Annotated in this window: 21 protein-coding genes; 13 read left to right on the top strand and 8 right to left on the bottom strand. The window is 72.5% G+C overall.

Features of this window, described 5'->3' with window-relative positions:
* Window positions 1-5: 5 nt before the first annotated feature.
* Entirely contained in the window at window positions 6-299 is a 294-nt protein-coding gene (locus IE332_RS05905; RefSeq protein ID WP_189913997.1) for a hypothetical protein, read from the bottom strand.
* A gap of 277 nt (window positions 300-576) precedes the next feature.
* Here IE332_RS05905 and IE332_RS05900 point away from each other — a divergent pair, with 277 nt between their 5' ends.
* Together IE332_RS05900 and IE332_RS05895 are read left to right on the top strand one after the other, a co-directional pair.
* Complete coding sequence (locus IE332_RS05900; RefSeq protein WP_189913996.1) at window positions 577-972, top strand: hypothetical protein; 396 nt, start codon at window positions 577-579, stop codon at window positions 970-972.
* Between the two features lie 171 nt (window positions 973-1,143).
* On the top strand, window positions 1,144-1,719 hold the full coding sequence (locus IE332_RS05895; protein ID WP_189913995.1) for a TerD family protein: 576 nt from the start codon (window positions 1,144-1,146) through the stop codon (window positions 1,717-1,719).
* Window positions 1,720-1,817: 98 nt separating this feature from the next.
* Here IE332_RS05895 and IE332_RS05890 read toward each other — a convergent pair whose 3' ends face one another.
* On the bottom strand, window positions 1,818-3,086 hold the full coding sequence (locus IE332_RS05890; protein ID WP_189913994.1) for an FAD binding domain-containing protein: 1,269 nt from the start codon (window positions 3,084-3,086) through the stop codon (window positions 1,818-1,820).
* A gap of 341 nt (window positions 3,087-3,427) precedes the next feature.
* Here IE332_RS05890 and IE332_RS05885 point away from each other — a divergent pair, with 341 nt between their 5' ends.
* From IE332_RS05885 to IE332_RS05870, 4 genes are all read left to right on the top strand, one after another.
* Window positions 3,428-5,470 carry an NADPH-dependent 2,4-dienoyl-CoA reductase gene (locus IE332_RS05885; RefSeq protein ID WP_189913993.1) on the top strand — a complete coding sequence of 681 codons (2,043 nt, stop codon included), beginning with the start codon at window positions 3,428-3,430 and terminating at the stop codon, window positions 5,468-5,470.
* Window positions 5,471-5,684: 214 nt separating this feature from the next.
* A complete protein-coding gene (locus IE332_RS05880; protein WP_189913992.1) occupies window positions 5,685-6,242 on the top strand; it encodes a PadR family transcriptional regulator in 558 nt (185 codons plus the stop codon).
* A gap of 335 nt (window positions 6,243-6,577) precedes the next feature.
* Window positions 6,578-7,258: a hypothetical protein gene (locus IE332_RS05875; RefSeq protein ID WP_189913991.1), complete on the top strand. Its 681-nt coding sequence runs from the start codon at window positions 6,578-6,580 to the stop codon at window positions 7,256-7,258.
* A 107-nt stretch (window positions 7,259-7,365) separates the two neighbouring features.
* Window positions 7,366-8,232 (top strand): hypothetical protein, encoded by an 867-nt coding sequence (locus IE332_RS05870; RefSeq protein WP_189913990.1) that lies wholly within the window; start codon window positions 7,366-7,368, stop codon window positions 8,230-8,232.
* Between the two features lie 34 nt (window positions 8,233-8,266).
* Here the strand turns inward: IE332_RS05870 and IE332_RS05865 are convergent, their stop codons facing one another.
* The gene (locus IE332_RS05865; RefSeq protein WP_189913989.1) at window positions 8,267-8,665 is read right to left on the bottom strand and encodes a YybH family protein; all 399 of its coding nucleotides are present in this window, start codon (window positions 8,663-8,665) and stop codon (window positions 8,267-8,269) included.
* A 48-nt stretch (window positions 8,666-8,713) separates the two neighbouring features.
* Here IE332_RS05865 and IE332_RS05860 point away from each other — a divergent pair, with 48 nt between their 5' ends.
* On the top strand, window positions 8,714-9,088 hold the full coding sequence (locus IE332_RS05860; protein WP_268256530.1) for a winged helix-turn-helix transcriptional regulator: 375 nt from the start codon (window positions 8,714-8,716) through the stop codon (window positions 9,086-9,088).
* A 6-nt stretch (window positions 9,089-9,094) separates the two neighbouring features.
* On the opposite strand, the gene IE332_RS05855 is transcribed toward IE332_RS05860, so the two are convergent.
* On the bottom strand, window positions 9,095-9,484 hold the full coding sequence (locus tag IE332_RS05855; protein ID WP_229928323.1) for an HGxxPAAW family protein: 390 nt from the start codon (window positions 9,482-9,484) through the stop codon (window positions 9,095-9,097).
* Between the two features lie 95 nt (window positions 9,485-9,579).
* Between IE332_RS05855 and IE332_RS05850 the strand changes: the two genes are divergently transcribed.
* Window positions 9,580-10,083, top strand: a complete 504-nt coding sequence (locus IE332_RS05850; protein ID WP_189913988.1) for a MarR family transcriptional regulator — start codon at window positions 9,580-9,582, stop codon at window positions 10,081-10,083.
* Between the two features lie 142 nt (window positions 10,084-10,225).
* On the opposite strand, the gene IE332_RS05845 is transcribed toward IE332_RS05850, so the two are convergent.
* Window positions 10,226-11,440: an alpha/beta hydrolase family protein gene (locus IE332_RS05845; protein WP_229928322.1), complete on the bottom strand. Its 1,215-nt coding sequence runs from the start codon at window positions 11,438-11,440 to the stop codon at window positions 10,226-10,228.
* 289 nt (window positions 11,441-11,729) lie between these two features.
* Window positions 11,730-12,686, bottom strand: coding sequence for a phosphatidylinositol-specific phospholipase C (locus tag IE332_RS05840; protein WP_189913986.1), 957 nt, complete (start codon window positions 12,684-12,686; stop codon window positions 11,730-11,732).
* A gap of 204 nt (window positions 12,687-12,890) precedes the next feature.
* Here IE332_RS05840 and IE332_RS05835 point away from each other — a divergent pair, with 204 nt between their 5' ends.
* Window positions 12,891-13,595 carry a hypothetical protein gene (locus tag IE332_RS05835; protein WP_229928321.1) on the top strand — a complete coding sequence of 235 codons (705 nt, stop codon included), beginning with the start codon at window positions 12,891-12,893 and terminating at the stop codon, window positions 13,593-13,595.
* A gap of 88 nt (window positions 13,596-13,683) precedes the next feature.
* Here IE332_RS05835 and IE332_RS05830 read toward each other — a convergent pair whose 3' ends face one another.
* Window positions 13,684-14,211 (bottom strand): peptidylprolyl isomerase, encoded by a 528-nt coding sequence (locus IE332_RS05830; RefSeq protein WP_189914126.1) that lies wholly within the window; start codon window positions 14,209-14,211, stop codon window positions 13,684-13,686.
* A gap of 280 nt (window positions 14,212-14,491) precedes the next feature.
* Here IE332_RS05830 and IE332_RS05825 point away from each other — a divergent pair, with 280 nt between their 5' ends.
* From IE332_RS05825 to IE332_RS05810, 4 genes are all read left to right on the top strand, one after another.
* On the top strand, window positions 14,492-16,297 hold the full coding sequence (locus tag IE332_RS05825; RefSeq protein ID WP_189913984.1) for an alpha/beta fold hydrolase: 1,806 nt from the start codon (window positions 14,492-14,494) through the stop codon (window positions 16,295-16,297).
* 343 nt (window positions 16,298-16,640) lie between these two features.
* Complete coding sequence (locus tag IE332_RS05820) at window positions 16,641-17,657, top strand: ScbA/BarX family gamma-butyrolactone biosynthesis protein (protein ID WP_229928320.1); 1,017 nt, start codon at window positions 16,641-16,643, stop codon at window positions 17,655-17,657.
* Window positions 17,658-17,756: 99 nt separating this feature from the next.
* Window positions 17,757-18,413, top strand: a complete 657-nt coding sequence (locus tag IE332_RS05815; RefSeq protein ID WP_189913983.1) for an HAD family hydrolase — start codon at window positions 17,757-17,759, stop codon at window positions 18,411-18,413.
* Window positions 18,414-18,543: 130 nt separating this feature from the next.
* Window positions 18,544-19,752, top strand: coding sequence for a cytochrome P450 (locus IE332_RS05810; RefSeq protein WP_189913982.1), 1,209 nt, complete (start codon window positions 18,544-18,546; stop codon window positions 19,750-19,752).
* Window positions 19,753-19,913: 161 nt separating this feature from the next.
* Here the strand turns inward: IE332_RS05810 and IE332_RS05805 are convergent, their stop codons facing one another.
* Complete coding sequence (locus IE332_RS05805; RefSeq protein WP_189913981.1) at window positions 19,914-21,404, bottom strand: FAD-dependent monooxygenase; 1,491 nt, start codon at window positions 21,402-21,404, stop codon at window positions 19,914-19,916.
* Window positions 21,405-21,796 lie beyond the last annotated feature (392 nt).

Below are 21,796 nucleotides of genomic sequence, written 5' to 3'. Positions count from 1 at the left end.
GGCCGTCAGCGGGACGTCTTCTCCGGCATGGGGTGTTCGGCGCCGGCCAGGTCCAGGACGCAGGAGAGCGGGTGCTCGGTCGTGCCGGTCCGGTCCAGGGTGACCTTGAGCGGCCGCGGCGGTTCCTCGGCCAGCTGGGCGGCGAGGGTCAGCGGGTATTTGCCGTGCCCGTGGACCCGGTGGAAGCCGCACTCCTTGCCGTCCACCAGCAGCTCGGTCTCGGTGATCCAGCCGGAGCGGACGTTGACGGTCACGGAGTGTCCGCCCTGGTCGACGTGGAAGCTGTACCGCTGGCGCATGGGAACCTCCCGCGAGGGCGCCGCGACCGGGGCCGGGGATGAGGGGCCGGGAGTCGGGGACCGGAATCAGGGGGCCGGGAATCGGCGGATCCACCGCCAGTCTAGGTCGGCCGCCCCGCCCCGGCGTCCCGGCCGATCCCGGCGGATCCCGGCCGGCCCCGACCGGTGCGGGCCGGTCCGGGCCGGTAACTGGGCCTTCCTCCTGGCTGCTCCGTACCGGCCGTGCCGTGGACGGCCGCCCGGTACGGTCATCGGTGTACGGAGGGAGGGGTGCGGGATGCGACCGTACGAGTACGGGGACGAGCTGGCGGACGAGGAGTACGTCCTGGCGCTGTACCGGGTGGCGGTGCGGATCAGGACCGGCCGTTCGGCGGGTCCGGCGGCCGGGTCCGGACCGCTGGAGCGGTACGCGGACGGCGGCGCGATGCGGGCGGTCCTGCGGCGCCTGGGCGCGCGGAGCCTGCCGACATTGGTCCGGTACGAGCCGGACATCGACGACACCACGCGGATCAAGGGCTCGGCGGTGGCCGCACTGGTCCGGGAGATCGAGCAGGTGGACCTCGCGCGGCTGCCGGAGGGCGAGCGCGCGCTGCTGCGGGTGCTCCTGGACTGGGGCCGTCGCGCGTCGGCCGAGAACGGCGCGCTGCGGATCTCGATCGACGGGCCGGTGTGAACCGCCGGGCACGTGGGCATCGACAGCTGGGTGGGCATCACGATCGGTTCCCGGCGGAGCCCCTGAATCCGCCCCGAGAAATTCCCGGGGCGGAGCCCGACCGCAGGCGGATTCTCGTGATCTCTACAGTGTTGTAGATTCGTCCGTAGGGAGAGATCCGAGGAGGGCATTGTGGGAGTTTCGCTGGCCAAGGGCGGCAACGTCTCGCTGAGCAAGGAGGCGCCCGGTCTGAGCGCCGTGATCGTCGGTCTCGGCTGGGACGTGCGTACCACCACCGGGGCCGACTACGACCTGGACGCCAGCGCGCTGCTGTGCAACGCGCTCGGGAAGGTGATCTCGGACCAGCACTTCGTGTTCTTCAACAACCTTCGCAGCCCCGAGGGTTCGGTCGAGCACAGTGGCGACAACCTGACCGGTGGCGGCGACGGCGACGACGAGCAGATCAAGGTCGACCTGGACCGGGTGCCGGCCGACGTGGCCAAGGTGGTGTTCCCGGTGTCGATCTACGACGCCGACGCCCGGCTGCAGAACTTCGGCCAGGTCCGCAACGCGTTCATCCGGATCGTCAACCAGGCCAACGGCCAGGAGGTCGCGCGCTACGACCTGAGCGAGGACGCCTCCACCGAGACCGCGATGGTCTTCGGCGAGCTGTACCGCAACGGTGCCGAGTGGAAGTTCCGTGCCATCGGCCAGGGTTACGCCTCCGGCCTGCGCGGCATCGCGACCGACTACGGCGTCAACGTCTGACGGTCACGGCGGAGTCCGCGCCGTCGGGTCGACCCGGCCGAGTCGGCCGAACCGGCTGAGCCAGCTGGTTCGGCCGAGCCGGCGGGGGTTGTCGGCGGTCATGAGGAGGGCTCGGTCCGTCCGAGCGCGTGGCCGCCGAAGCCCCCGCTGCCGGTGAGCTGGTGCTGCCACCAGGCGGCCATCGCCGGCCCGTCCATGGCGGACCAGTCCGGCGCCTCGGTGACCTGGGCCCGGCCGAGGGTCCGGCCCAGGTCCACCAACTCCCGTCCGGCCGCGCTGCGTTCGCGGTCGTACGCGGCCAGCAGGGCCGACCAGGAGCCGGCCGCTCCCGTGCCCGCCCGCTCGAAGGCGTGCGCGTCCTGCAGGGCCTTCACCGCGCCGCTGGTGTTGTGCGGGCGCACGACGGTGGCCGCGTCCCCGCCGATGAGCAGCCGTCCGGCCGTGCGGTGCGGGGCCACCAGGTCGTAGACGGGCTGCAGCAGGGTCCGTTCGCGCGGGGTGAGGGTGACGACCCCGGCCCAGTACGGCGGCAGGTGCCGTTCGGCGAGCTGCCGCAGTTCGTCCAGCCGCCCCTCGGTGAGGGCGCCCGCCGGGACGCTGGTCGCGCCGTCCGGGTGGAGCCAGGCGGGGGTGGGCGCGTAGAAGACCCAGTTCACCTGGGTGCGGCCGGGTTCGAGCCCGGGGATGCGGTAGATCACGACCTGTCCGCCGCGGTAGCAGGCGGTGATGCACTCCTCCTCGGGCCAGGCTGCGGCCCCGCCGGGCAGTTCGTCCAGCAGCGCGGTGTCGTAGCTGCCGCGCCAGCACACGTACCCGGCGTACTCGGGCGCGGCCTGCGGGCAGACGGCGGCGCGCACCACCGAGCGGTAGCCGTCCGCGCCGATCACCAGGTCGTACGGCTCGCGGCCGCCGTCGGCGTCCTCGGTCCAGGCACCCCCGTCGTTCCCGTCATCCCCGTCGTTCCCGACCGCGGTGACGGTGGTGCCCAGCCGGTACTCGACCCGGGCGGGCGTCCGCTCGCGCAGGGCCTGCCAGAGGACGGCCCAGTGGTGGGAGTGGAAGGGGAACGGCTGGTCCCAGAGCAGCCGTCCGCGTCCGTCCGGGCCGTCGCCCTCGCCGGCCGGCCCCCGGGTGACCCAGCGGCGGACGGTGAGGCGGTGCCGGCGGGTGTCCGCGGCGAGGTGGCCGGCGCGGACCAGTTCGTCGAAGCGGTCGTTGTGGGTGCAGATTCCCACACCGCGGTCCTCCAGCCGGCCCGGGCTGCGTTCCAGCACCACGACCCGTTCCGCGCCCAGCCGGGCGGCGGCCCCGGCGAACGCGCTCCCGGCGATGCTGCCCCCGACCACGGCCACCGAGCCACCCCGCACGGCTGCCCCCTCTCCCGCGTGAGCCATTCCGTGCCCGTGGTCGCGGCGGGTGGTCGCGGGCCCGTGGGTGCGGGTCGTGACCGGGCCTGCGGTTCCGGGCCGGTGCTGTCCGGGACACGACGATACGCGGCCCGTCCGGCCGTGGCGGGGTGTTCGGGGGCATCGGGGTGTTCCGGGACAACGGGGCGGACGAGGGCGGGGCGGACGGGGGCGGGGCGGACGGGGGTGGCGGGGAGGCCGGTTCCGGCTTTATGCAACTAGTTGCATATGGCTCGACCCGTCCCCTACCCTGCGGTAACCAGGACCCGACCCGCCCCCAGCCCGCGCCCCAGGAGACGTCGATGAGCGCCACCCCCGGCAGCAGCCGCTACCCGCACCTGCTCAGCCCGCTCGACCTCGGCTTCACCACCCTGCCCAACCGCGTGATCATGGGCTCGATGCACGTCGGCCTGGAGGAGGCCCCCGGCGGCTACGAGCGGATGGCCGCCTTCTACGCCGAGCGCGCCCGCGGCGGCGTCGGCCTGATCGTCACCGGCGGCATCGCCCCCAACGAGGCCGGGCGCCCCTGGGAGGGCGGCGCGATGCTGACCACCGAGGAGGAGGCCGACAAGCACCGCGTGGTCACCGACGCGGTGCACGCCGCCGGCGGCAAGATCGCCCTGCAGATCCTGCACTTCGGCCGCTACGCCTACCACCGCGACCTGGTCGCCCCCAGCGCCGTCCAGGCGCCGATCAGCCCCTTCGTGCCCAACGAACTCACCGCCGAGCAGGTCGAGCAGACCATCGAGGACTTCGCCCGCTGCGCCGAACTCGCCCGCCGCGCCGGGTACGACGGCGTCGAGATCATGGGCTCCGAGGGCTACCTCGTCAACGAGTTCATCGTCGCCGCGACCAACCACCGGGTCGACGAGTGGGGCGGACCGTACGAGCGGCGGATGCGCTTCCCGGTCGAGATCGTCCGCCGGGTCCGCGAGCGGGTCGGCGAGGACTTCATCATCGTCTACCGCCTCTCCATGCTGGACCTGGTGCCGGGCGGCTCCACCCTCGACGAGGTGGTCCTGCTGGCCCAGGCCGTCGAGGCCGCCGGTGCGACCGTCATCAACAGCGGCATCGGCTGGCACGAGGCCCGCATCCCGACCATCGCCACCTCGGTGCCGCGCGGCGCCTTCGCCTGGGTGACCAAGAAGGTCATGGGCAAGGTCGGCATCCCGCTGGTCACCTCCAACCGCATCAACACCCCCGAGACCGCCGAGCGGTTGCTCGCCGACGGCAGCGCCGACCTGGTCTCGATGGCGCGCCCGCTGCTCGCCGACGCCGACTTCGTCGCCAAGGCCCGTGACGACCGCGCCGACGCCATCAACACCTGCATCGGCTGCAACCAGGCCTGCCTCGACCACACCTTCAACCTCCAGATCACCTCCTGCCTGGTCAACCCGCGCGCCTGCCACGAGACCGAACTCGTCCTCGCGCCCACCAAGCTGCGCAAGCGCGTCGGCGTCGTCGGGGCGGGCCCGGCCGGCCTCGCCTTCGCCGTCTCCGCCGCCGAACGCGGCCACGACGTCACGCTGCACGACGCCGCCGACACCGTCGGCGGACAGCTGAACGTGGCCCGGCGCATCCCCGGCAAGGAGGAGTTCGACGAGACGCTGCGCTACTACCGCACCCGGCTCGCCGAACTGGGCGTCACCCTGCGCCTCGGCGCCACCGCCACCGCCGAGCAGCTCGCCGGGGCGGGCTACGACGAGATCGTCCTCGCCACCGGCGTCAGCCCGCGGACCCCCGCCGACATCCCGGGCATCGACCACCCGAGTGTGGTCGGCTACCTCGACGTGCTGCGCGACGGCGCGCCCGTCGGCGAACGCGTCGCCATCCTCGGCGCGGGCGGCATCGGCTTCGACGTGGCAGAGTTCCTCACCGACCAGGGGGACCAGGCGAGCCTCGACCCGTCGGTCTTCCAGGCGAAGTGGGGCATCGACCCGGAGTACCGCGAGCGCGGCGGCCTGCGCGTCCCGGAGCGACCGAAGCCCCCGCGCAGCGTCCACCTGCTGCAGCGCAAGACCGGCAAGGTCGGCGCCGGGCTCGGCAAGACCACCGGGTGGATCCACCGCACCGAGCTCAAGCACCGCGGCGTGGTGATGGTCCCCGGCGTGACGTACGACCTGATCGACGACGCTGGCCTGCACATCACCGTCGACGGCGAGCGCCAGCTGCTGCCCGTCGACACCGTGGTGCTCTGCACCGGCCAGGAGCCGCGCCGCGACCTGTACGACGCGCTGCGCGAGCGTGGACTGGCGGTGCACCTGATCGGTGGCGCCGACGTGGCCGCCGAGCTGGACGCCAAGCGGGCCATCAAGCAGGGCACCGAGCTGGCGGCGGCCATGTGACCCGCTCATGAGGTGGGGCCGCCATGAGGCCCGCTCATGGGGGCGGCGCGCATGAGACCTCTTCATGCGTGCCGTACATGAGGTCCGCTCATGCCCGCCGCTCATGAGGCCCGCTCGTGGGCTGCGGGCATGAGACTTCCTCATGGCGAGGTGCATGAGACCTGCTCATGGCCGCGTCCGGGTGGCCCGTCCGGGCGCCTCTAGGATCGTCGGCATGTCGCTGCCGCACGCCATCCTCACCGCCCTGCTGGAGAAGCCGTCCTCGGGGCTGGAGCTGACCAGGCGGTTCGACAAGTCGATCGGCTTCTTCTGGCCCGCCACCCACCAGCAGATCTACCGCGAGCTGGGCCGGCTGGAGGCCTCCGGACAGATCCGGGCCCTCCAGCCGGACGGGCCGGTGCGCGGGCAGAAGAAGGAGTACGAGGTCCTGCCGGACGGCCGCGCCGAACTGGCCCGCTGGACGGCCGAGGGTGCGGGACCGCGGGCCGTCCGGGAGCCGCTGCTGCTGCGGCTGCGGGCGGCCGCGGTGGTCGGTACGGACGGCCTGGCCGCCGAGCTGGAGCGGCACCTGGTGCTCCACCGCGCGCAGCTGGCCGACTACCTGGAGATCGAGCGGCGGGACTTCCCGGCCGAGCGGGCGGACGGCGAGAACCGGCTCCAGCACGCGGTGCTGCGGGCCGGCATCGGGCTGGAGACGTTCTGGGTGGAGTGGCTCGCCGAGACCGTCGAGACGCTGGCGTCCGATGAGCCCCGCTCATCGGATCCCGTATGAGACCTGCTCATCGCGTCCGCCATGAGACGTCCTCATGGCACCCCTCGTACGCATGGCACCCCTCATGAGACCTGCTCATGACGCCCCCATGAGACGTGCTCATGACGCCCCCATGAGACCTGCTCATCAGCGCCCCATGAGCCCCGCTCACACCGCCCCCCATGAGCTCCGCTGATGACCACCGAACCGGTCGTGACCTGCGCCGATGGCCGCCCCGCGCGCCCTGACCGGCACCCGGTGGGACACTGGTCTCCTGTCCCTGCCCGAACTCTCGACCGGGGGCCCGCATGTCTCTTCCGAGGCCTTTCCACGCTGTCACCGCCGCGGCCGTCGTCGTGGCGGTCGCTCTGGGCCCGGCCCAGCTGGCGTCGGCCGCACCCGCCCAGGAGCTCCCCTCCGCCGACCAGCTGAGATCGGCCCTGCTGACCGCAGCCGACCTCGGCCCGGGCTACAGCGAGGTGCCCGTCCCGCAGAGCCCCAGCCCGGAGCAGAACCCGAGCCCGGTCAGCGGCTGTGACGCGCTCAGCGCCCTGATCAACATGCACGCCACCCAGCCGAGCCCCACGAACCCGCGGGCGGAGGCCGAGTTCGACGGCCCGGACGGCAACCCGATGGTGACGGAGGCCCTCACCGCCGAGCCGTCCGACCGGCTCACCAGCGACTTCAACGCCGTCGCCGACGCTCTCCGGAGCTGTCACACCATCACCTTCAACGCCGGCATCGGGGACACCGTGACCTTCACCGTCACCCCGGTCGCCCTCGGCGACCGACAGGACGCGCCCGCCGTCCGGCTGGACGGCACCCTGGCCGGCGTCCAGCTCAACGCCTACCTCGGCATCGAGCGCTTCGGTACCGTCGCGCTGGCCTTCGGCTACTTCCAGCGCGAGGGCGCCTCCGCGCAGGCGGCCTCGATGCAGTACCGCACCGCCGTCGCCAAGGTCGAACGCACCCTCGGCGCCAAGGCCGGCAGCACCGCCCCGCCCACCGTCGCCGCCACCCAGGACATGCGGGTCTGAGCCGGGGCCCTCCGTCTACCCGACCCCGGGGCATCCGGGAGGACGCCCCCGGATGCCGGGTAGACGGGGTAGGCGGAGGGCGCCGGAGCCGGTGCGATGATCGGCTCATGGACTTCCTGCGGTCGAACACGCGCCCAAGTCTCAGCACCAGGGCGCCCGTTCCGCTCCTCGTCCTGGCCGTTGCCCTGGCCGTCGCCCTGTCGGCGCTGACCTCCTGCACGGTGGCGAAGGTCACGGCGCCGGTGGTCGGGGTGTGGCGGGTGGAGCAGGCCGGCTCGATCGAGTTCCTGGAGGACGGCCGGCTGGGGGAGGTGGCCCTGGTCCCGGCCGCGTGCCGCGGGGACGAGTCCGCGGCGGGGGTGAGGTTCACCGGCACCTGGCGGCACGGCCGGGTCGACGATGCCGGGTACGGCGCGTTCGTCCGACTCGCCTCCGTGGACGGCTCGCTGACGTGTGAGAAGTACCTGCAGTACGGCAAGCACGACGGCGTGGAGGCGCTGATGCTGGGCGATCTGGGGATCGGCGGCACGCACTTCCTCCGGGTCGGCCCGGGACTTCCGGCGGCGTTCGCGTCGCCGAAGCGGCAGGTCCGTACGGACGTCGACCTGTTGCGGCGCCGCTTCCCGGAGCTGGGCGAGCTGTCGAAGGCGCGGTGGATCGGTGCCGCCCTGGGGAGCCCGGACCCCCGACCGGCGGTTCCCGGGCCGACCGATGTGACGGTGGACGGCTTCGCCACGGTGGATCCGGCGAAGCTGGCGGCCGTCACATCGACCGGCACCTGGAAGGAGGAGCACATCTCCTGCCCCGTCCCCGACGAGCTCGCCGCCGAACTGGGGGAGCCCGCGAACTGGCTGCACAGCGAGCTGTTCGACCGGTCGGTCACCTGGGACCACTACACGGGCAGCTTCTACTTCGACCGGCGGACCAGCCGGGTCTACTTCTGCGCGGTCAACCCGAAGGAGCGGGCCGGCTGACGGCCGGCCGGTCGGCGCCGGGTCAGGATCCGGGTCAGGATCCGGCGGTGCCGAACGGGTTGTCGATGACGTAGTGCCAGTGGCCGGCCGGGTCGCGGCGGGCGACGTCGGTGGCGGTGCCGGTGAGGTGGACGGGGGTGCCGTCGGGGGTGGTGCCGTTGATCTCCCAGTCGACGATGAGCAGGGCGATGTCGTCGGCGACGTAGGTGTGCCGGGGGCGGACGGTGATCGGCAGGCCGAGGGCGAGGAACTCGGCGGTGGCGCGCTGGAGGTCGGGGCCGGAGGTGGTGGTGCCGGGGGCGGGGACGAACACGGCGCCGGGTTCGTAGACCCGGGCGAGCAGCGCCGGGTCGCCGGAGTTGAAGGCGGCGGCGAAGACGGCCGGGTGTTGTGCCGGGTCGGTGCTCGCGGGGAGGCTGGTGGGGTGAGTCATGCGAGCAGTGAAGACGGGCGCGTCGTAGGTCACCAAACGGGAAGCGACGTGCGGGCCGAAGGCCGCCGCTGGGACGCGGAGTTGGTGCCGGACGGCCGTGGCCGTACGGCGCGGCCGGAGGCGGGCTGTCCGGTGGAGGTGGCGCTGGCGGCGGTGGCGGGCCGGTGGACGACGTTGGTGCTGCGGGAGTTGATGCACGGCTCCGCCTCGTACGGGGAGTTGCGCGGGCGGCTGCCGGAGATCAGCTCGAAGGTGCTCGCCGAGCGTCTGCAGGCGCTGGGGGAGCGGGAGTTGGTGGCGCGCGAGCGGGTCGCGGGTTTTCCGGTGCGGACGCTGTACCGGTTGACGCCGGCCGGGGAGGCGCTCCGCCCGTTGTTGGTGGAGCTGTACCGGACGGGTGTGGCGCTGTCCTCGGCGCCGTGATCGCGGTCAGGCGTCGGCGCGGACGCGCTGCCCGGCGGGCACGGCGCCCGGGGTCGCGCCGGCCCCTGTGACCCCCGCGACCCCCGCGGTCACCGGTCGGCGTCCGGCGAGGCGGCAGCCGAGGCAGTCGGGGTGGCCGTGGCGGCCGGCGGGGTCCGGGGTGCGCCAGTGGCGGAGGTGGGGCGGGCGTGGGCCGGTGGGTTTGCCCCGGCCGGCGAGGTGGAGCAGCCAGGCGGCGACGGCGCCGAGGGCGGTCAGGGCGCCGCCGGCCCAGAGTCCGGCGGCCGAGCCGAGGACGAGGGCCGCGCCGGCGACGGCGAAGCCGAGGACGGCGATGGTGGAGCCGGTCCAGCCGGCGACGGTGTGCCCCATGTCGTGATCGCCGTGTGCGCGCATGTCTCCTCCGGTGGTGTGAGATGGGTGGGTGCCGGTGGGCGACCCAGGTCGTTTATCTCACGAGCTAAGTAACTTGGATGCTAAGGAGAAGTTGGGTGAAGGGCAAGCCGCGCCCCCAGGCGACGCCCGAGCAGGCGCAGTACTCGATGGACCGCATGATCGCGCTGGCCCAGTTCGGCCAGCAGGACATCGCCGCCCGGCTCGGGCTCAACGTCACCGACCTGACCTGCCTCGGCTTCGTCATCGAGGCCGCGATGGCCGGCGAACCGCTGGCCGCCGGCGACCTCGCCGAGCGGGCCCAGCTGACCACCGGGGCGGTGACCGGGGTGCTCAACCGGCTGGAGAAGGCCGGGTACGCCCACCGGGAGGCCGACCCCGGTGACCGGCGGCGGGTGCGCGTGGTCATGGCGGACGGCGCGCAGGAGCGCGTCCTCCAGGTCTACGGGCCCTTCTACCAGCGGATCGGCGCGCTGTTCGCCGACTACACGCCGGACGAGATCGCGGTGATCACCGACTGGTTCACCCGCGCCAGGGAGGTACTGGCGGAGTCGCTGGAGGAGGTCCGGACCGGGACGCCGCAGGGTTCCGGGGCGTCGTAAGGCCCCGGAACGCCGTAGCGCCCCGGGACGCCGTACGGCCCCGGGGCGCGGACGGGACGGCCGCCGGGGCGAACACCTGGCGGCCGCCGACGCCCGAACGGCATGGGCCGCCGACGCGCGAACGACGTGGCCCGCGGGCGGGCTACGGGTGGAAGACGACCTCCGGGAAGCCCGCCGACGGCCCGTCGAGCAGGTGGCGGCCGCGGTGGCGCAGGTGGAGGTCGAAGAAGGCGAGCGGGTAGGCCTGCTGGATGCGGATGCCGCGGTCGGGGTCGAGGGTGCCGACCTGGGACTGGATCTGCTGCTCGGTCATCCCGAGCAGCTTGCCGGCCTGCGGGATCAGCGTCATGTTGTCGCCGTACGAGAGGTGGACGGCGCCGGTGGCCTGGACGTCGAGCCGCCAGCCGCGCAGGTGGGTCCAGAAGGTCTCGGTGGCGGGGTTGGTGGCGCGGGCCCACCTGGCGGTCATCAGCATGAACGGCCGGTCGAGGTCGGCGGTGGGGGCGGGGTTCGCGATCAGCGGCGCGTCGATGGCGAGCCCGGCGCGGATGCGCGGGTCGGCGCCCATGGCGAGGGCGGTGGCGGTGCCGCCCTTGGACCAGCCGAACGCGCCGACGGTGTCCGGGTCGAGGCCGCCGAGCAGGCCGGCCGGGAGGGCGCGCCGGTCGACGTCGGGGTTGCGGCCGGCGGCGAGGTCGTCGACGAGGTCGAGCAGGAAGCGGAGGTCCGCGGCGTAGTCCCGGGGGTACATCGGGACGCGGTCGTCCGGGGTGGAGACGGTGCCGTCGGGGAACTGCGTGAAGCAGTCGTGGGTGTGGTCGACGGTGACGACGGCGTAGCCGTGAGAGGCGAGTTCCTGGCAGATGACCGTGTGGTCGCCGCGGTGGCTGCCCGAACCGTGCGAGAAGACGATGACGGGCAGCCGGTGGCCGGTCCGGTGGACGGGCGCGCCCTGGTGGCCGGCGGTGAGCGGGGCCAGGGAGGGGTCGAGCGGGAAGCCGGTGTCGGCGAGGAAGGCGCGCATTGCGCCGTCGGTCATCCAGGGGGCGAGCGGGTACGCGTCGGAGTCGGCGCACCGGGCCGGGTACCAGACGGTGGCCATCAGTTCGCGGAATCGTCCGGGCCCGGCGATCGGGTCGGGGCGGGAGGTGTCGCGCAGGTGGAGCGGCACCATGCCGACCGGGTACGGGCCGGTGGGCGCGGGGAGGGTGAGCCGGGCGGGCGCGGCGGAACCGGTGACGGCGGAACCGGGGGCGGAGGACGGGGCGGGCGCGGCGGAGCGGGCGGGCGCGCCCCAGGCGGTGTCGGCGAGTCCGAGCGGCGCGACGGCGCCCAGCGCCAGTGCGGCGCGCAGCATGTGACGACGCGTCGGATCGGAACGGCGACCTCGGGCGGGGGTTCCGACAGGGCTTCCGGTGCGGCGTGCGATCGGCGTGGTGTCCATGTGAGGAACGCTGTCACGCGCCGCGGGCGGGCGGCATCGGCCCACCGATTGATCCTCCGTCGCCCCGCATTGGCCCAGGGGTTTACATCCACGGGCTGATGCGCGGGGAGCGCCGAGGGCTCGGCCCCCTCCGCCGGGGAGGGGACCGAGCACGCGGACGCAGGCGTGGCACGAGCAGACCGTGAACCGGGAGCGGAGCCGGTTACACGAAGTTCTTGTCGATCAGCATCTGCAGCACGTTGACGTGGAAGTCCGGGAAGTCCATCGGCACGATGCCGAACCGGGCGCGCTGCTGGGTGCGGGCGTTCAGGTACGGGTAGATCGCGTGGTCCATCAGGTCCTGCGAGCTGCGCTTGGGCCAGTAACCACCGGCGTAGCTGAGGAAGTTGACGAACATCTTCGAGGAGCTCGGGTTGAGGAAGGCCTTGTCGAACTGGCTGACGATGTACTGGCCCTTCTTGCCCAGCGGGTCGCTGCCGCCGATCTCCCAGACGTCCTGGGTGTCCATGTACTCGTTCTGGCCGCTGGACCAGTTGATCAGGCCCCACGGGTTGGCGAAGTCGGCGAGCAGGACGACCTTGCCGCGGGCGGCGGTGATGGTGGGCCAGCCGTAGAAGTGGAAGAGGCTCCGGAAGCCGAGCTCGTTGAAGTAGTGGTTGACCCGCCGCATGAACTCGTCGTCGCCGAGCGCCTGTCCGCCCGCCCGCTCGTTCCGGAGGCGCATCACGATGGTCTCGCCGGAGTGCCCCTGGAGGAAGGACCGGCACTGGTTGAGCACGTCCTGGAGCCGGATGTGCTGGTAGTTGTCGGAGTGGTAGATCCCGAGTTCGTCGGGCGCGCCCTGGAGGCCGTTGCAGCGGATGTCGAGGAAGCGGACGCCTTCCTGCAACTGCTGGGTGATGCCCCAGTTCTGGGTGTGCGACCACTCGGTGCCGTAGTCGGGGTTCTCGCAGCACGAGTCGTGGGTGCCGGGGATGGTGAGGTCGAGCAGGGGGACGCCGTCCTTGATGTAGCGCATCCAGTTGTCGGTCGGCAGTCCGCGCGGGGTGGTCCGCGCGGCCGCCGAGGCGGTGGACGGCAGGACGAGTCCGCTGCCCAGGGCGGCTGCTCCGCCGACCCCCGCGCCCCACTTGAGAAGATCACGACGTGCGATGCCCATGGCGTGGCTCCTTAGGCCTTCGATGGACCGGGACGTGCGCTGTCTCTGCTGCGAACGCCGCCTCGCGGTCGGCGGGTTCACCGCGTGAGGGGCGAGGGGCGTCTTCCGGCCAGGGTCCCACCGGGGCTCGTCCACGGTCGAGGGCGGACGCCAGTGGTCGCCTGGGCGGCGGGCATGTCGGTGCGGGCGGGCAGAATGCCGGGCATGAGTCATGAGTACCGCCCCGGCGACGTCCTGCGGCTGGAGTGCCCGTTCGCCGAGACCACGGTCAACGAGGTGTACCGCTCCTACGTCTGCGTGCCGTGGCCGTGGCTGGAGGTGGACCGGGAGGCCACGCACATCCGGTGGGACGGCGACCGGGCGCTTCCGCTGCCTGGCGCCCGTGAGTGGGAGGCCTTCCGGACGGAGCCGGCGGAGACGCTGCTGAAGCCGGGGGACAGCTGTCGGGTGGGGATCCCCCCGACGGTGGTGCACGTCCAGTCGGTCGAGTACTACGACCCGCCGCTGGTCACCGGCATGCTGCCGCGGCCGGCGTGCTACCTCGACGTGTTGCCGCAGGGAGAGACGTACGATCCCGAACTCGAGGAGCAGTGTTACGCGTTCGATCCGGCCGGCGGTGAGCCGATCGGCATCGAGCTGGTGTTCCGTCCGTACGCGTTCCTGGAGCCGGGGGACGAGGTCGCCGACCGGGACGGGCGCGCCTGGCGGTTCGACGCGGCCTGGGACTGGCACGCGTTCGACGGTGCGGGGCCGGGCGCGCCGGTGTGGCCGCTGGTGCTGCTGGCCCGTGGGGGCGGGCCGGCGCCGGAGGACGTCGCGGCGGTGGCCCGGGCGACGGCGGACGGCAGCCACGCGGCGGAGCTGGAGCGGTGGACGGGGCTGACGCTCGCGCGGCCGGTCGTCGAGTAGCGGGAGTGGGCCGGGGAGTGGGCTGGGGAGTGGGAAGTCGACGGAGCCGACCTCCCACTCCCCGATCCACCGGCGGTTCCCGGCCCGGTCAGCGGGTCTCGATGACGACCGACTCGATGACCACGTCCTTCACCGGGCGGTCGGTGCGCGGGTTGGTCTCGGTCGTGGCGATGGCGTCGACGACCCGCCGGCTCGCCTCGTCGGCGACCTCGCCGAAGATGGTGTGCTTGCCGGTGAGCCAGGTGGTCGGCCCGACGGTGACGAAGAACTGGGAGCCGTTGGTGCCCGGCCCGGAGTTGGCCATGGCCAGCAGGTAGGGCTTGGTGAAGGCCAGGTCCGGGTGGAACTCGTCGGCGAACTTGTAGCCGGGGCCGCCGGTGCCGTTGCCCAGGGGGTCGCCGCCCTGGATCATGAAGCCCTCGATGACCCGGTGGAAGACCGTGCCGTCGTACAGCTTGTCGTCGCTCGGCTGCCCGGTGTTGGGGTCGATCCACTGGCGCTCGCCCGTGGCGAGTTCCACGAAGTTCTTGACGGTCTTCGGGGCGTGATTCGGGAGCAGCCGGATCACGATGTCGCCCTGGTCGGTCTTCAGGGTTGCGTAGAGCTCTTCTGCGATCTCTTCTGCCATGGCACTTCCTCCACTCGGTCCTGTCGGCGCGGCCAGTCTTCCGATCGGGGTGGACGAATCCGGGGAGACCGCACGGCATCTCACCCGCACGAGTGATGTACGGGTGACACGCGGCAGCGGGGGCGCGTCCTTAACACGGCACGGGGGCCGACGGCCGGGGTCGTCCGCCGGTCCACCCGTTCGAGCGAAGCTGATTGATCATCAGTTTGGCTACGTCCCATCCTGCCAAGAAGGGCTTCGGTATCCGTTCACGAGAGGGTGGTTCCACATGACCGACCAGAACCCGGGCCAGATCCCTTCGATCACCGAAGCGACACTCGCCGACATCGCCGACAACGGGCTATGGCGTTCCGACGCCACCGTCAACCCGGCCGCCGTCGATCTCGGCAGGGGTCTGGCGGAGGCCCTCCAGGGGCGGGAGGGAGTGCAACTCCCGCCGGAGCTGGCCGATCTGGTCGCCCGGGTGCTGCGGATCGCCGCGATCGACACACCGACGATCCTCGCGGCGGACGACATCGGCCTGTCGGCGTTCTCCATCAAGCTGAAGGGCGAGGAGCAGCACCCGGTCGTGATCCTGCCCGCCGGCTGGAGTCCGGTCGGCTGGCTGCCCTTCGTGTACGCGTACCTCACACTGGCGCTTCGCGGGTACCACGTCCTGGCCTACACCCCCCGGGGTCTGGGCTACCCGGGCTGGCCGTCCACCTCGGAGGGCTACGTCGACGTCGCCGGGCCGAACGACTGGTCCGACGGCTCGGTGGTGATCGACTACGTGCAGCGGGAGTTCAACCCGAGCAAGATCGGGTTCCTGGGCGAGTCCTACGGCTCCGGGATCAGCCAGCTGGTCGCCGCGCACGACGAGGACGACCGGGTCGACGCCGTGGTCGCGCTGAGCACCTGGGGCAACCTGGCCACCAGCCTCTACGCCAACAACACCCGGCACACGAAGGCCGTCGAGCTGCTGATCGGCTTCACCGGCGGCCCGAAGGAGGAGAAGTTCGACCAGGAGACCCGGGAGATCCTCGACAAGTTCGCGGAGAACCGCGACCTGGACGACGTGGTCGCCTGGGGCACCGAGCGGTCCCCGGAGACCTACGTCCGCGAGACCAACCGCCGGGGCATCCCGACCTTCATCTCGAACACCTGGCACGAGACCCTCTTCCCGGCGGCCCCCGTGGTCGACCTCTTCACCGAGCTCGACGTGCCGAAGCGCCTCAACCTGTGGATCGGCGACCACGGCGCGCCCGAGGGCCCGGGCCTGTCGGGCCTGCTGACCACGCTGCCGTTCCCCGGCCTGCGGGTGCCGATGCAGGAGGCCTACGAGTTCCTGGACCACCACCTGCTGGGCGTCGACAACGACGTGCCGAACTGGAAGGCGGTGGAGAACCAGGTCATGTTCACCTACAAGACCAAGCCGGTGCTGGGCGGCGGCAAGCGGATCACCGAGCCCGCCCACCGGGAGGCGTACGCGTCGTGGGCGGACGTCACCACCGGCGGCGAGACCTGGTACCTGACGGGCACCAACGGTGACGGGGACGGCGCGCTGGCCGACAAGCAGGCCGCCGGCTGGGAGCGGAGCTTCGAGCTCGGCGAGCTGACGGCGGCCACCGCGGTGGACGAGGTGATGGGGACGGGCCAGAAGGAGTGGACGGGCAACCCCAAGTCGTACGTCCTGGCGGACTTCGAGCGTCCCAGGCTGCTGGTCTGGTCGACCGACCCGCTGACCGGGCAGGGTGAGGTGGCCCGCCGGATCCGCGGTGCCGCGGAGGTCCGGCTGACCGTACGCGGCACGGGGGAGGACGTCACCCTGGTGGCCTACCTGTTCGACGTCGCCCCGGACGGCACCGCGCGCATCATCACGCACGAGCCGTACACCGCGCTCGGCCTGACCCCGGGCGTGGACGCCACGGTCGAGTGGAAGCTCCAGCCCGCCGCGTACGACCTGCCGGTCGGCCACCGGCTGGCGCTGGTCGTCAACAGCCGTGACGAGCTGTACTCCTTCGCGGCGGAGGCGGGCACCGCCACCATCGGCTCGCCCGGCGGGAACGAGTCCCGCCTGGAGCTGCCGCTCGGCTGAGCCCGAGCCGGAACCGGAGCCCGAGCCCGAGTCCGAGCCTGATTCGGAGCCGGGGTCCGAGCCGGAGCCAGGGCCCGAGCCCGAGTCCGCGTCCGTTCGTCGGCGGCCCGTCGCAGTGGTGCGGCGGGCCGTCGGCATGTCCGCTTCGTCTGCCGACCGCCCGTGCGGGGCCTGGTGAGCAGGGTGATCGGCGCAACGGGGCCCTCACGGGCATTTAACACACATGTTCGCTTCCACGTGGCCTACGCCACAGTAACCTCGCTCCGAACAGAGGTACGATCACGCTCGCACCTCCGATCGGAGGGGTACCTACATGCAGGAGCACAGAGGGGGAAGCTCAGTCATGTCCGCAATCCACGACGGTACTCTGACCTACTCGAACACCGTCGCGCGTGCCACCGTCCACCGGGCCGCGATCTGCGAGGTCTTCCTGACCGACTCCGTCCGGGTCGCCGAGGACGAGTACCTCATCGCCGCGCAGCTGCCGCGGGTGCACAGCTACTACAGCGACAACGTCACCGCGCCCGCCGCGTACGACCCGCTGCTGCTGGTCGAGGTCTTCCGCCAGGCGTCGATCTACGCCGCGCACACCTTCCTCGACGCCCCGCTGGACAACAAGTTCATCTTCGTCGGCGGAGAGCTCGACATCACCGACCCGGAGGCGCTGCGGATCGGCGCCCGCCCCGGCCAGGCCGAGATCCGGGCCCACCAGGCCGGCCTCAAGCACCGGGACGGCGTCGTCACCGGCAGCACGCTCGACCTGGTCCTCTCGGTGGACGGCAGCGTGGCCGCCACCATGCGCACCACCTGCCAGTGGATGCCGGGCGCCGCCTGGGACCGGATGCGTGACAAGGGTCGCGCCGCGCTCGCCCTGACCCCGGCCCGGCCGCACCACACCGGCCGCCGGATGCCCGCGCTCTCCGTCGGCCGCGCCTCGGGGCAGAACGTCGTGCTGGCGGGGGTCGAGGTGGGGGACCACGAGCTGCGCACCCAGGTCGTCGTAGACCAGGGCAACCCGGCGCTGTTCGACCACCCGCTGGACCACATCCCGGGCGCCCTGATCTTCGAGGGCTTCCGGCAGTCCGCGATGTACGCGGCGCAGGAGCTGTTCGGGCTGTCGCCGCGCAGCCTGCTGCTCGCCAAGGTGGAGACGGACTTCACCCGCTTCGGCGAGTTCGAGCTGCCGACCGACTGCGTCGTGCGGGTGGTGGAGTCGCCGGCCGCGGACACCGTCGCGTTCGAGATCTCCATGGTGCAGGAGGACGAGCGGATCGCCCGGGCCCGGGTGCACCTGGCGCGCACCAGCCCCATCACCGGGGCTCTGGAGAATCGTTTCGCCTATGCCGCGGCGAGTGCCTGAGCTGCCCGGACGACCCGCGTCACAGCGCACGCAACGTCATCGCGCCACCGCACCAAGGCACCACGGCACCGCACCACGGCACCGCAAGGAGACACCGCCATGTCCAAGCCCATGATCTGGTTCGACTTCGGCGGTGTGCTCTCGCCGCCGCTGGACGACCTGTTCGACTCGTACCACGCCCGCACCGGCATCACCCCGCGCCAGCTGAAGACCGCCCTCGGGACGGTCGCCGGCGAGCTCGGCGTCGAGCCGCTCGCGCCCATCGAACTCGCCATGCTCACCGAGGCCGAGTGGGGCGAGGCCATGGTCCGCGCCCTGCGGGACAAGGACCCGGGGATCGACCTGTCCCGCGCCCGCTTCGAGCACTTCGGCGCTCAGTGGTTCGAGGGCGTGCACGTCAACCCGGTGATGGCCGCGACCGTGCGGCACGCCAAGGAGCACGGCTTCCGGGTCGGCATCCTCAGCAACAACGTCGTGGAGTGGGAGCCGTACTGGCAGGCCATCGTGGCCCCCGCCGGCGAGGTCGACTGCGTGGTCGACTCCTGCAAGGTCGGCTACCGCAAGCCCGACCCGGAGATCTTCCGGCTCGCCGAGCAGCAGGCGGGGGTGGAGGCAGAGGAGTGCGTGCTGATCGACGACCTCCCCGAGAACTGCGTCGCCGCCCGGCGCTGCGGCTGGCGCGCGGTGCACTTCCGCAACAGCGCCCAGGCCGTACGGGAGCTGACCGGTCTGATCGGGCTGCCCGCGCTCACCTGACCGCTCACCTGCGCGCTCACCTGAGCGTTCGCGTGACCGCTCACCCGAGTGCTCACCTGACCGCTCGCCTCACCGCGCCCCGGCCCTCCCCGGCCGCACTCCCTCGCAACGACGTCCAACCGGAGAACGCATGACCACCGTTGTCCCGTCCGCGACCGTCAACGTCACGGACATTCCGCACCTGGACCCCGTCCCGGCCTTCCTCCCGCTGGCCGAGCCCGGTCCCAACGGCGTACCGCTGATCGAACTGCCCAGCGGACACCCCGCCGTCCACCTCACCCGCTACGCCGACGTCCACAAGCTGCTCACCGACCCGGCCTCCGGGCGCACCGAGACCAACGTCGACGGCGGCCCGAGCTTCCTGCCCACGGTGATGCCCAAGGAGCTGCTGCTCAACCTGGACGCCCCGCACCACGCCAGAGTGCGCGGCTTCGTCGCCGCCGACTACAGCGCCAACGGCGTGGAGCGGCTGCGCCCGGTGCTCGACCGGGTCGTCGAGGAGGGGATCGCACGGCTGCGCGCGGCCGAATCCCCGGACCTGTTCAGCGACTTGATCGACCGGGTGCCGATCACCGTCAACTGCCACTTCCTCGGCGTGCCGCTGGAGGACGTGGACCACTTCCGGCCGTCCTCGCGGATCGTGCAGATCGCCTCGCACGAGGACGTGCCCGACCTCGTCGAGCACTTCTACCGGGTCTACGGCTACGTCCAGGACCTGATCACCGGTGTCCGGCCGGTGGTGCCCGGCGGGCTGATCGAGCAGTTCCGGGCCGACCGGGACCGGGCCGAACCCGCCCTGGACGACGCCGAGCTGACCGGCATCTTCTTCGGCTCGCTGCTCGGCGCGGACCAGAACATCGTGTCCGTGCTCACCAAGTCGCTCTACACCCTGCTGGCCGCCCCGGCGCTGTGGCGCCGGCTCGCCGATGAGCCGGAGATCGCGCCGCGGCTGGCCGAGGAGCTGATCCGGCTGATCCCGCTCGGCACCATCTCCGCCTTCCCGCGGATCGCCGGCCGGGACCTGGAGACCAGCGTCGGCCTGGTGCCCGAGGGCAGCGTCGTCTACCCGGACGCCTTCGCGGCCAACCGCGACCCGGAGGTGTTCCCGGACCCGCTGGTGATCGACCCCGACCGCCAGTCGGCCAAGCGGCACCTGCAGTTCGGGTACGGGATGCACCACTGCATGGGCGCGGCGCTCGCGCGGATGGAGATCGTGACCGTGCTGACCCGGCTGGCCCAGGAGTTCCCGACGCTGGCGCTGGCCGTCGAGCCGGCCGACGTGCCGTGGGACATCGGGACGGTGCTGCGGCGGCCGACCTCGCTGCCGGTGACGTGGTAGCGGAGTCGGAGGCGGCCGGGTAGCGGCCGCCGGTTCGGTTCGGTCCGGTCCGGTCCGGACGGGCAACGCGCGAAGGGCGGGTACGGGGAGCCGTACCCGCCCTTCGCGCGTCGCCACTCGGAGACGCGTTGCTGAGTGCGCGGTCGGGAGTGCGCGGTCGGTTACGGCTCGCCGAACCACTCGCGCAGGGTGCCCGCCAGCGGTCCGCCGTCCGAGGCCCAGGCGACGTAGCCGTCCGGACGGATCAGGACGGCGTCCCACGGGAGCTTGCGGTCGCCCTCGGCGCTGACCACGCGCAGCAGGTGGGACCAGCCCTCGGCCTGCTTGCGGTGCGCCTCCTCGTCGGCGCCGAGCAGGAGCAGCACCGGGCGGCCGTCCAGCAGCAGGCGGATCACGTCGGTCGGACCGTCCGCGGTGGTGAGGGGGAGGTTGGGCAGGAAGTGCCCCTCCCACGGCGAACCGTCCGAGGTGCGGGCCGGGTAGACGGTGTCCTGGGCGCTGATCATGTTGCCGAGGTGGGTGTTGGCGCCCTCGACGCCGAGCAGTTCGGAGACCAGGTCGCGCAGCGGGTCCAGACCCGGATCGGGGCGCATCAGCGCGAGTTGGGCTCGGGTGTTGTCGACCACCCGGCGGGCGACCGGGCGGCGCTCCTCGCCGTAGGTGTCCAGCAGGTCCTTGCCCGCCGTGCCGGCCAGGGTGTGGGCGAGCTTCCAGGTGAGGTTGAGCGCGTCCTGGAGGCCGAGGTTGAGGCCCTGGCCGCCGACCGGGAAGTGCACGTGGGCGGCGTCACCGGCCAGGAAGACCCGGCCCTTGCGGTAGTCGCACACCACCCGGGAGAAGTCGTTGAACTTGGAGAAGAACACCGGGTCCGTCATCGGCACCGGGTGGCCGAGGATGCGCTCGGCCTCGCCGCGCAACTCGCCGAGGGTGAGCGGGGCGTGCCGGTCGCGGTGCGGGCCGCGGAAGTCGATGGTGAAGAACCGGCTGTGCCCGTACGGGTTCACGCCCGCGATGGTCCAGCCGCGCGGAGTGCGGTTCCAGCCGGAGGGCACCCGGTAGGGGTCGGTGAGGCGGACCAGGCCGAGCAGGGCGGAGACGGTCGCCGGGTGGGTCTCGGACGCGAAGCCGAGCAGATCGCGGACGGCGCTGCGGGCGCCGTCCGCGCCGACCACGTACTCGGCCGTGAACCGCCGTACGCCGTCCGGGCCCTCGGCGGTCACCTCGACGGTGTCGGGGCCCTGGACGAGGTCGGTGACGGTGTGGCCGCGCAGGACCGTGACGCCGCGGGCGCGGGCCCGGGCCTCGAAGTCCCGCTCCAGGTCCGCCTGGGAGCGGCCGTAGATGGGTGTTGGCTCGGTGCCGGGGGCGGTGATGACCAGGCCGGGCAGGCCCGCGAAGTGGAAGGCCTCCGCGTTCGGCCGGGCGAGGCCGTTGCCGGTGGCCTGCTGGGCGCGCAGGTGACCACGGCGGGCCAGGCCCTGGACGGTACGGGCGTGCAGGGTGCCGGCCTTGGGCTGGTCGACGGTCTCCGGGTTGCTCTCCAGGACGACGGTCGTGATGCCGTGGTGGCCCAGCTCGGCGGCGACGAGCATGCCCACGGGGCCGCCCCCGACGACGAGGACTTGGGCTCGGGTGGTGGTGGCGGGGTCCATTGGTGCGGGGTCCTTTCCGGGTGGGAATCGCGGGGCCATGAGCGGGGCTCATGGGCGGTCGCATGAGCGGGGCTCATTGGCTGACCGGATGAGCGACGCTCATCGGAGGGCGACGACATGAGCGGGGCTCATGCCTGGCGCCTCATGCCTGGCGCCTCATGAGCGGCCCTCATGAGTGGCTCCCATGAGCGGGGCTCATGGCCGGTCCCCATGAGTGAGGCTCATACCTGCCGCCACATGAGCGAGGCTCATAACCGGGCCACATGAGCTCCCCTCATGGCCCCGGCCCGCCATGAGCGGCGCTCATGGCGGGCGGCGCATGGGTGAGGGCCCGGCGCCGCTCGGGGGTCGCGGCGCCGGGCCCGGCTTCGGGTGGTGCGGGGTGGTGGGGG

It is taken from the genome of Kitasatospora xanthocidica, from assembly GCF_014656195.1.
GTDB lineage: Bacteria > Actinomycetota > Actinomycetes > Streptomycetales > Streptomycetaceae > Kitasatospora > Kitasatospora xanthocidica.
This window is presented reverse-complemented; position numbering and strand designations above follow the sequence as displayed.

What these genes read in the sequence shown, in the direction of transcription:
- IE332_RS05905 (WP_189913997.1), bottom strand. Translation starts at nt 299, where the DNA reads ATGCGCCAGCGGTACAGCTTCCACGTCGACCAGGGCGGACACTCCGTG.
- IE332_RS05900 (WP_189913996.1), top strand. Translation starts at nt 577, where the DNA reads ATGCGACCGTACGAGTACGGGGACGAGCTGGCGGACGAGGAGTACGTC.
- IE332_RS05885 (WP_189913993.1), top strand. Translation starts at nt 3,428, where the DNA reads ATGAGCGCCACCCCCGGCAGCAGCCGCTACCCGCACCTGCTCAGCCCG.
- IE332_RS05880 (WP_189913992.1), top strand. Translation starts at nt 5,685, where the DNA reads ATGTCGCTGCCGCACGCCATCCTCACCGCCCTGCTGGAGAAGCCGTCC.
- IE332_RS05870 (WP_189913990.1), top strand. Translation starts at nt 7,366, where the DNA reads ATGGACTTCCTGCGGTCGAACACGCGCCCAAGTCTCAGCACCAGGGCG.
- IE332_RS05865 (WP_189913989.1), bottom strand. Translation starts at nt 8,665, where the DNA reads ATGACTCACCCCACCAGCCTCCCCGCGAGCACCGACCCGGCACAACAC.
- IE332_RS05855 (WP_229928323.1), bottom strand. Translation starts at nt 9,484, where the DNA reads ATGCGCGCACACGGCGATCACGACATGGGGCACACCGTCGCCGGCTGG.
- IE332_RS05845 (WP_229928322.1), bottom strand. Translation starts at nt 11,440, where the DNA reads ATGCTGCGCGCCGCACTGGCGCTGGGCGCCGTCGCGCCGCTCGGACTC.
- IE332_RS05840 (WP_189913986.1), bottom strand. Translation starts at nt 12,686, where the DNA reads ATGGGCATCGCACGTCGTGATCTTCTCAAGTGGGGCGCGGGGGTCGGC.
- IE332_RS05835 (WP_229928321.1), top strand. Translation starts at nt 12,891, where the DNA reads ATGAGTCATGAGTACCGCCCCGGCGACGTCCTGCGGCTGGAGTGCCCG.
- IE332_RS05825 (WP_189913984.1), top strand. Translation starts at nt 14,492, where the DNA reads ATGACCGACCAGAACCCGGGCCAGATCCCTTCGATCACCGAAGCGACA.
- IE332_RS05820 (WP_229928320.1), top strand. Translation starts at nt 16,641, where the DNA reads ATGTCCGCAATCCACGACGGTACTCTGACCTACTCGAACACCGTCGCG.
- IE332_RS05815 (WP_189913983.1), top strand. Translation starts at nt 17,757, where the DNA reads ATGTCCAAGCCCATGATCTGGTTCGACTTCGGCGGTGTGCTCTCGCCG.
- IE332_RS05810 (WP_189913982.1), top strand. Translation starts at nt 18,544, where the DNA reads ATGACCACCGTTGTCCCGTCCGCGACCGTCAACGTCACGGACATTCCG.
- IE332_RS05805 (WP_189913981.1), bottom strand. Translation starts at nt 21,404, where the DNA reads ATGGACCCCGCCACCACCACCCGAGCCCAAGTCCTCGTCGTCGGGGGC.